The organism is Gemmatimonadota bacterium (assembly GCA_026706845.1).
Classification (GTDB): Bacteria; Latescibacterota; UBA2968; order UBA2968; family UBA2968; genus VXRD01.
Genome location: JAPOXY010000057.1, coordinates 54,670 through 63,178, shown reverse-complemented (window position 1 = coordinate 63,178; position 8,509 = coordinate 54,670). Strand labels below are relative to the sequence as shown.

General features: G+C 50.3%; 11 protein-coding genes and 1 tRNA gene. 4 read left to right on the top strand and 8 right to left on the bottom strand.

Annotated elements, in window-relative coordinates; translation table 11 throughout:
- From OXG87_05700 to OXG87_05690, 3 genes are all read left to right on the top strand, one after another.
- Positions 1-294 (top strand): DUF4837 family protein (locus OXG87_05700; GenBank protein ID MCY3869032.1); only part of this gene is annotated, 294 nt, incomplete at its 5' end.
- A gap of 76 nt (positions 295-370) precedes the next feature.
- Positions 371-1,006 carry an energy transducer TonB gene (locus tag OXG87_05695; protein ID MCY3869031.1) on the top strand — a complete coding sequence of 212 codons (636 nt, stop codon included), beginning with the start codon at positions 371-373 and terminating at the stop codon, positions 1,004-1,006.
- 105 nt (positions 1,007-1,111) lie between these two features.
- On the top strand, positions 1,112-2,764 hold the full coding sequence (locus OXG87_05690) for a hypothetical protein (protein MCY3869030.1): 1,653 nt from the start codon (positions 1,112-1,114) through the stop codon (positions 2,762-2,764).
- A gap of 19 nt (positions 2,765-2,783) precedes the next feature.
- Here OXG87_05690 and OXG87_05685 read toward each other — a convergent pair whose 3' ends face one another.
- Positions 2,784-3,734 (bottom strand): YCF48-related protein, encoded by a 951-nt coding sequence (locus OXG87_05685; protein MCY3869029.1) that lies wholly within the window; start codon positions 3,732-3,734, stop codon positions 2,784-2,786.
- Between the two features lie 158 nt (positions 3,735-3,892).
- Between OXG87_05685 and rpsT the strand changes: the two genes are divergently transcribed.
- Positions 3,893-4,150, top strand: a complete 258-nt coding sequence (gene rpsT, locus OXG87_05680) for a 30S ribosomal protein S20 (protein ID MCY3869028.1) — start codon at positions 3,893-3,895, stop codon at positions 4,148-4,150.
- A gap of 67 nt (positions 4,151-4,217) precedes the next feature.
- On the opposite strand, the gene cysK is transcribed toward rpsT, so the two are convergent.
- From cysK to OXG87_05645, 7 genes are all read right to left on the bottom strand, one after another.
- Positions 4,218-5,138 carry a cysteine synthase A gene (cysK, locus tag OXG87_05675; GenBank protein ID MCY3869027.1) on the bottom strand — a complete coding sequence of 307 codons (921 nt, stop codon included), beginning with the start codon at positions 5,136-5,138 and terminating at the stop codon, positions 4,218-4,220.
- 2 nt (positions 5,139-5,140) lie between these two features.
- Entirely contained in the window at positions 5,141-5,572 is a 432-nt protein-coding gene (locus tag OXG87_05670; GenBank protein ID MCY3869026.1) for an Rrf2 family transcriptional regulator, read from the bottom strand.
- Positions 5,573-5,588: 16 nt separating this feature from the next.
- Positions 5,589-5,873 (bottom strand): MoaD/ThiS family protein, encoded by a 285-nt coding sequence (locus tag OXG87_05665; protein MCY3869025.1) that lies wholly within the window; start codon positions 5,871-5,873, stop codon positions 5,589-5,591.
- Between the two features lie 22 nt (positions 5,874-5,895).
- Positions 5,896-6,351, bottom strand: coding sequence for a M67 family metallopeptidase (locus OXG87_05660; GenBank protein ID MCY3869024.1), 456 nt, complete (start codon positions 6,349-6,351; stop codon positions 5,896-5,898).
- Positions 6,352-6,353: 2 nt separating this feature from the next.
- Entirely contained in the window at positions 6,354-7,298 is a 945-nt protein-coding gene (locus tag OXG87_05655; protein ID MCY3869023.1) for a cysteine synthase, read from the bottom strand.
- 119 nt (positions 7,299-7,417) lie between these two features.
- On the bottom strand, positions 7,418-8,164 hold the full coding sequence (locus tag OXG87_05650; GenBank protein MCY3869022.1) for a phosphoadenylyl-sulfate reductase: 747 nt from the start codon (positions 8,162-8,164) through the stop codon (positions 7,418-7,420).
- 219 nt (positions 8,165-8,383) lie between these two features.
- Positions 8,384-8,456 (bottom strand) — tRNA-Lys (locus tag OXG87_05645).
- Positions 8,457-8,509: the final 53 nt, after the last annotated feature.

The following is an 8,509-nucleotide window of genomic DNA, read 5'->3' as shown; positions in this document are numbered from 1 at the left end:
GTATCGAGCCGTTTTTATGGCGGCGATCAAACATCGTCTGGGGAGGTAAATATTTACCAGACGGAGTTCCTGGGTAAATTGGCCGTATGCCTGGAAGGACTGTGGGAAAATACACGCGCGTGGCAAGGTGGACCATTTAAGAGTTATGCACTCTTTGATATCGCTCAGAATCGTTTCTTTTTAATCAACATGGGGATTTATGCACCTAACCGCACAAAGGCGCTTCAGATGCGACAACTCGATGTACTGGCTCATACCTTTTGTCCTGAAGGTCCGCTAAAGGGAGGATACTGATGTTATGATAATAAACCAATAGATATTTTTTTGAGATGAACTATTAAAATTTTAATACTTTAAAAAGGAGAAAATGATGATTCGCAAAAAACATGCAGATGCCGATTTGAAAGCAAATTATCCAAAGGTGATGAGACGTTCTACTTCATTGACGCTGTTTCTGATGGTCGGATTGGCCATATTGTTTCCAGATATGAAGATCGATTCTAAACCGACCAAAAAAGTTATTGAGGTGGTCAAAGTTGTAGATATTCCTGTGATACCGGATCCACCATTGCCTCTGGAAAGGCCCAAAATACCCCTTGAAACAGAAGACGAAGACGTGCCCGATGATGTGACCATTGCCGATACAGAACTGGATTTCGATGCACCTGTCGTCGATATCCCACCACCCCTGCATAAGAACGATGTGGAAGTAGAGGAAGAAATTTTGGAATTCTGGATCGTGGAACAGAAACCCGAGTTGATCAAGTTCGTGAATCCAGTTTATCCAGAGATGGCCCGCAGAGCGGGATTACAGGGTCAGGTGATTGTGGCGTTTATAGTGACCAGAGAAGGGCGTGTGATCGAACCGCGAGTCTTAAAAGGACCCGAGATTTTTCGCGCTGCGGCTCTGGAGGCAGTCAGACAATTTCAGTTCAAACCAGCCATGCAAAATGACAGAGGAGTTGCGGTACGCATGACCATTCCGATCCGTTTCAGTTTGCATTGAATCAGGCCCCTGTGGGAAACGAGTTCTCTTGAAATACGGGCAAATTGGGAATATATTGGGCAGGTCTTCGGTTTGCTGGTGGTCGTTCACCCATGGGGGTTATGCATGCTAAAATACGAAGCACTATTGGAAAATCTGAATGAACAAATAGAAACTATGTTGCCCCGTCAGGTCCTGGATATCCATCGAAAAGATTACGGCGGGTTTGTCAGCGATGGTATTGCCGGTGCGACAAATGTGAGCGCGGTATCCACCCTGGGCTATGCCTATCTTCTGGAAGGCAGTCGATATTATCAAAGCGAAGAAATTCTGGCACGCATTCTCGCTGGCGCGGCTTTTGCTCGAAAAATTCGTCGGGAGAGTGGATGTTTTGATCTGATAACGACCAATTTTGATTCATCGCCAGACACGGGATTTCTGGTCGAGGGACTCGCGCCAGTAGTCCGCGCGGCTCGCAAAGCAAAAGATGACGGCGCGGGACAAATTGCCGAAGTACTCGGAGAAATTATTCAAACGGCTGTACCGGGCATGATCGCGGGTGGATTCCACACGCCCAATCACCGCTGGGTATTGGTCGCCGCGCTTTCTCAAGCACTGGAATTATTCCCCGACCTGGAGGGAATGGACACCATCGAAAGCTACCTCGCCGAAACAATAGACAACAATGCCGATGGCGAATACATCGAGCGCAGTGCAGGCACGTATAACGCCATCTGCAATCGCGCGCTCCGACTGGCTGCCGACGCCCTCAATCGCCCCCAACTTCTGGAACCCGTGCGCCGAAATCTGGATTTATCCTATCACATGTTACATGCAGACGGAACCGTAGTAACGAGTTTTTCCCGCAGACAAGACCACGGCACGCGCGTTGTTCTCGTCGGTATGGTCGATAGCTATTACAACATGGCGCGGCGCGAGGAAAATGGATTTTACGCAGCAGTCGCGGACTGGTTATACGCCATATCCCCTGGCGGTTTGCCCTGGGCACTGGAACCATTTTTAACCCACCCCGAATGGCGAGACGACAACCTCGAACGCGAACCTTTGCCCGAGTCGTACGCAAAGATTTACCCAACCGCTCAATTGTGGCGTGTGCGGCGCGAAAAAACGAGTGCCACAGCAGGTGCAGGTATAACATCGCCATTTGGCGTAAAACACGGAGACGTGGAATTGGCCTCAGTGAACCTGTGTGCGAGCTATTTTGCTATTGCACAATTTTCAGGCGAGACCTTTGAGGAAGTGGATGGCAAAATCAGGATGACGCACATAAGCCGAAGTTCAGATGGTGGCAGACCCGGTTATGACCTGCCATTGGGGCGCGAGGTCGCTTTTGAGGAATTTTACAATTTGCGAAAAGAAAGAGATGTGTACGCCCTGCCGCCACTAACGACAGTATTGGAAATTGAAGAAGTGGATAGTGGATTTAATCTGCACGTAAAATCAGAGGGCTATGACCGCGTGCCATTTCAAATCGCGTGCGATTTTGTCCCAGGTGGTGAACTGGATTTTGACAGCGGCATCGTGCGCGGCCAGGCCGCAGAAGTCGCATTCCTCAAATCCGGATATGCGACCTACCACATAGGCAACGACGCCATTTCCATTGGACCGGGCGCGTATGCCCATCGCTTCTGGGCGTTGCGGGGCAGCGAGTCCGCCCCTACAGCCTTCCGCGTATTGATAACATTTACGACACCAGTGGATCACCTGCTGGAAATCAGATGCGGAACCTGGTCGGCCGCAGAGGAGAAACTCGTTTAGCCACTATCCACCACCTGTATCACTGAGCAATAGCCACCGCGCGAACTTCGCCGAATTCGCGGGCGAATTTGGTCCATGAATCGCCATTGTCGGTACTGCTAAAAATTTGTCCAGCAATACTATACGCTATCATCAAATCCGGCACAGCGGGATTGTGAACAATCGCCCAGACCGTGCTGTTTGTATTGCCGTTCAGATCGGCACGCTCCCACGAATGTCCCAGATCAGACGTGTAGAACAGCCCCCCTTCATCGCCTGGCGGTCCATTTCCCGCGCCGACATACACCCGACCATTTGACATATAGAGCACCCCCCTGCAATAGGGCCAGGGAAACTCTGCTTTCACATTGAGCCGTGTCCAATTCATCATATCGGTTGTGAGGCATACATCATTATTGGTGCCAGCCACAAGTGTTTTTGGATTCCCGGGCACGAGCGCGAGGCCGTGAATATCGAGACTCGAAAGGCCCTCATTGCCAGATGTCCATGTCTCGCCACCATCTCTGCTGATCCGCATGCCGTCGATTTCAATACCCGCATAGACGGTCTGATCATCTGCCGGATCTGTGATAATAGTCGTGACGCGCGGAATAATCGCACCGCAATCCTCGACGAGTTCCACAGAAAGTTGCTTCCATGTCTCACCGCCATCGTCCGACCGAAACAGCGCAGAAGGACATGTGCCTGCGTAAACCGTATCTGGACTTCTGGGGTGAATCGCAAGGGACCAGATTTGCATATCGTTCATTGGTGAATCCAATTTTTCCCAGTTGTCTCCCCCGTTTTGCGAGCGATAAATACCGGCCTCTGTTCCCGCAAACAGAATTGACGCATTGTCTGGATGCACGGCAATGGCGCGAATATCCGATTCCGAGAACATACCGCTGCTCGTGCGCCGCCATGAGTCGCCACCGTCTTTGCTTCGCCAAACACCCTGACCAATTGTGCCGACATAAATAGTTGATGCCATTGTGATTCCTCCTCTTGGATTTGATTGAAAGTCCTGGGCCGTAAAATACAGCAGAAAGAGAAAAAAACAAGAAAATGAAAAATGGGTTGTGCAAATACCTGTAAATGTTTAAATTTCGTACTCTGAATTTCGGAAAACTCTCTAAGGAGGTGAATCCCTTGCCCAAATTGGCATCTTCAAAAAAACGCATGCGCCAGGCTGAAAAAGCCAGGCTCCGCAACAAGGGTACGCGCTCGTCTTTGCGTACTTCTCTAAAAAAAATACTGGAGACAAATAGCAAAGAAGAAGCAGAAGCACTGATCAATCGCACGCAGTCCATAATTGATAAAACAGCCCAAAAGGGCGTTATACACCGCAATGCGGCCGCCCGCTACAAATCGAGAGTACGGCGCCACGTCGCTGCTCTTGAATCGTAAAATATCTGCAAAAACAAAAAGCCCCGGCAATCTCAAAAAGATGCCGGGGTTTTTTTGTTCGCGTACATCACCCAAATAAAAACGTGCCCAAATAGCGTTCACCGGTATCGCACAATACCGTTGCGACCGTCTGTTGAGGTCTCATACCTGAAGCGACAACAACGGCTGCGTGCGCTGCTGCACCCGACGAAATCCCCACCAGCAAGCCCTCTTCTCGGGCCAGGCGCTTTGACATCTTGCGCGCATCCGAATTGGATACGGCAATCACGCGATCCAGTATTTCCGTATTCAGCACATCTGGAATCATGCCTGCGCCCAGACCATCGATCTCAGTAGGACCAGGCTCTCCACCCGATAACACCGCAGAATCCCCTGGCTCTACGCCGACGATCACGACATCTGATCGCACCTGCTTAAAGACCTCCCCCACACCGGTCACAGTGCCACCTGTTCCCACACCTGCGACAAAAGCATCGGGAACACCATCAAGTTGTGAAATCATCTCGCGGGCGGTGGTATGCCGGTGAATCTCGGGATTGGCGGGGTTTTCAAACTGCATTGGAATAAAACAGTTCTTGTCCTTAAGCGTCCACGCTTTTTCAATCGCACCGCGCATCCCCTCGCGGGTGGGTGTTAGCACAACCTCGGCACCATAAGCTTTGAGCAATCGGGTGCGCTCGTCGCTGACGCCTTCGGGCATGGTAATGATCAACCGATAATTTTTAATCGCCGCCACCATGGCAAGGCCAATACCCGTATTGCCACTGGTCGGTTCCACAATGGTCATACCGGGTTTGAGTTGCCCACTTTTTTCTGCTGCCTCAACCATAGCGAGAGCCGTGCGATCTTTTACACTACCCGCCGGATTAAAAAATTCCAATTTCGCCCAAAGCTGCGCACCATTTGCAGGTCCTATCGAGTTCAGCTTTACCATGGGCGTGTTGCCCACCAGATCCAGAACCGTATGTCCAGTTTTCGCGCCATCCATAATCATATCCGGAATGTGACAGGCATCTGACGCGCCCGGTACTTTCGACACAAATCGGCAAATGTCACCGATGACAGGACATCGTGTACAGCAGTCCCCACAGATTCCCACACGTCATTGAACACATCTGTTTCCGCATCCCCAGACTTTTCGCGCTTATCCACCAAATTGACGGGTCCCTCCAGAGCAGCCAATACCTCTTCCACGGTCAACTCATCCGGACGTTTCAACAACAAATGCCCGCCTTTGGGACCGCGAATACTGTGTACCAAACCGGCTTTTCGCAAAAGATTGAGCAACTGTACCAAATACGCTGCGGGGATATTTTGCCGCACAGCGATATCGGTACGCAAAACTGGCCCTTCCCCATCGTGCAGACACAGGTCTAAGACCGCCCGCAAACCGTAGTCACCTTTAGCGGAAATGTGCATCATAAGTCAGATATACCGATTAAAGGGAACACCCACCGGCAATCGCAGGCACAATAGTTACCTGATCGCCATCTCTGAGGTCAGTATCGGGTCCATCCAGAAAGCGAATATCCTCTTCATTGACATACACATTGACAAAGCGTCGAATAGCACCCGACTCATCAACCATGTGCTCCTTAATGCCCGCATGCTGTGCTTCGAGATTATCGATAGCTTCCCCAACCGTTGCGCCCTGCACTTCTACATCGGATTGATCACCAGTAAACTTGCGCAAAGGCGTTGGAATCCGAACTGTTACAGCCATTTGTTACCTCCTTTTTTATATTTCACCTGATTTCCACTTCCTCAAATTTTGACGACGAATCACGCCATTGAAAAACTTTTTCTCCGCCGACATCCACCCGGGCATTTTTTACGGGAATAATGGGATAAACCACGCCCGGATAGGTTGGTTCACCAAAAAACGTCGCTGCATCTTGATCCTCTTGAGAAAAATAGGCATCCACATCGATATGCGAATGATAGATCGCGACAATCCGCCCGCCCGCTTGTTCCGCTTCCGATTGAATTTTCATCGCATGCATATCGTTCATGCGATAAGCCGTCCTGGAAGTGCGCGGATGGGTCTCGGGATCGGCAGCGTGCAATTTGTCCTGGATATTCTCACACGGATGAATCACCTGCACCCCCGAAGCATCTTCGGTCACAATACCGCAACACTCAGCCGGGTATTCCCCCTGTGCGTGGACAAACATGGCATCCCAAATCGCTTTGTCAAACATCTCTACCCCGCAGGATCGAGCCGCCACAGGGGCGTACTCATGTACTTTTCACCACTATCGGGAAACAGCGTGACGATAACCCCTTCATCCAGAGTCTCGGCAACTTTCAGGGCAGCGGCCATCGCCGCACCGCAAGACTGCCCCACCAGCAACCCCATATCTCGCGTCAACCACCGCGCAATATCATACGCATCTTCCGTTTCAATCCGTATCTTCTGGTCCCAAACCGATGGGTCGTAAATACCGGGCACAATGGACACATCCATATTTTTTAGACCCTCAATCCCGTGAAATTCGGGTGGCTCAACGGCAATAATCTGCACATCGGGATTAAATGCCTTCAGACCTCTGCCAGTACCCATTACAGTACCACTCGTGCCCAACGTCGCCACAAAATGCGTCACCCTCCCCTGTGTCTGCGACCAGATTTCTGGTGCCGTGTGCAAATAATGCGCCCTGGAATTGGACGGATTATTGTACTGATCGGGTTTGTAATACAAATCGGGGTTTGCAGCCAGCATTTCCCGGCATTTCAAAATCGCACCATCTGAGCCTTCAAGGGGATCGCTCAACACCAGATCAGATCCATAAGACTGAATGACGTATCGCCGCTCAATGCTCACGCTCTCGGGCATAACCAGCTCGACGCGGTATCCCTTTGCCGCACCGATCATCGCATACGCAATACCCGTATTGCCCGAAGTCGAATCCAGAATCACTTTCTCCGGCGTGAGCACCCCCGCCTTTTCGGCATCTTCGATCATCTGCAACGCGGGGCGATCTTTGACCGATCCGCCCGGGTTAAACATCTCCAACTTCGCCCAGATTTCAACCTCGGGCCTAATCTTGTCCCCCAATTCCCGGATACGCAACAGCGGCGTATTGCCTATTGCATCGAGAACCGAGTGCCGGATGCCAGAACGCTTTGATAGCTTTTTGCTACGCATAAATGGCCTTTAGCCGTTGTTATAAAGAAATCAGTATCGCCCACGCCCTGCCATAAACCAAAAACGACCCCACGAGAGGGCCGCGATTATATCCAAATAATACGATTTTTAACGCGATGTCAAGATTGAACAGTCTCAGGCACAGAATTGACCGCCGCATCAATAGGCTGTAAAAAGGTGTGAATACCGCACTCTGTCTTATCCGAATCCTCCCAGCGACCCGCGCGTTCATCTACACATCCATCCACAGCTTTTGTGCAGGGCCAGCACCCTATCGTGGCAAAGCCCTGATCCATCAAGGGATTATAGGGCACATCGTGTTCGATAATGTAATCCCAGACCTGTTTGCGCGTCCACGGTGCCATGGGATTCAATTTGAGCAACGCGCGCCCATCTGTCTCATAGTATTCCAGAATGGGAATTTGGCTGCGGGTATCGCTTTGATCTCGCCGGCGGCTGTTAATCCAGCCATTCAACTGGGATAACTTGCGCTGCAAAGGCTCGACTTTCCGCAACCAGCAACAGCGGTCGGCATCCCGTTTGTAGAGTTCATCACCGTAATCACGCGCTTGCTCTTCAATACTCAAACGGGAATACACTCGCTCAATCTCAATCCCATAGCGCGCCTCCACGCGGTCGATCAAACTCAGAGTTTCGGGAAACAGAAAACCCGTGTCAATTGTAAATACGGGAATCTGTGGCGCTACCTTTTGCATCACATCGAGCAAAACCATGCCACTGGCACCAAAAGCAGTACCAAACGCCACGCGAGACCCCAATGTCTCCCATGCCCAGATCAAAATATCTTCCAGAGGTACCTCTTCAAAAGCCAGTGACTGTGCATTCAATTTTTCACGAGTAAGCACAAACATCTCCTATTCTTGAGTTCGTTGATTCACAATATATTTAATACCCGTTGTGATGTCAAGTCGCCGTGCAATATCGCAGTTCCAAATCATAAATTTTGTTTATAACTTCCTTGACCTTTGAAAAACAATATAATAAATTTATATCATCATTATTTACTCGCAATGGGCGCTAAAAAAGCCCTGAAATCATTGTGATTCAGGGCCATTTTGTAATAGTGAGCGCGGCAGGATTCGAACCTGCGACCCACGGCTTAAAAGGCCGTTGCTCTACCGCCTGAGCTACGCGCCCATCCAGAATTTTTGGTTGAGAATTGAAAAATATACCATTCTCCCGAAATCTGT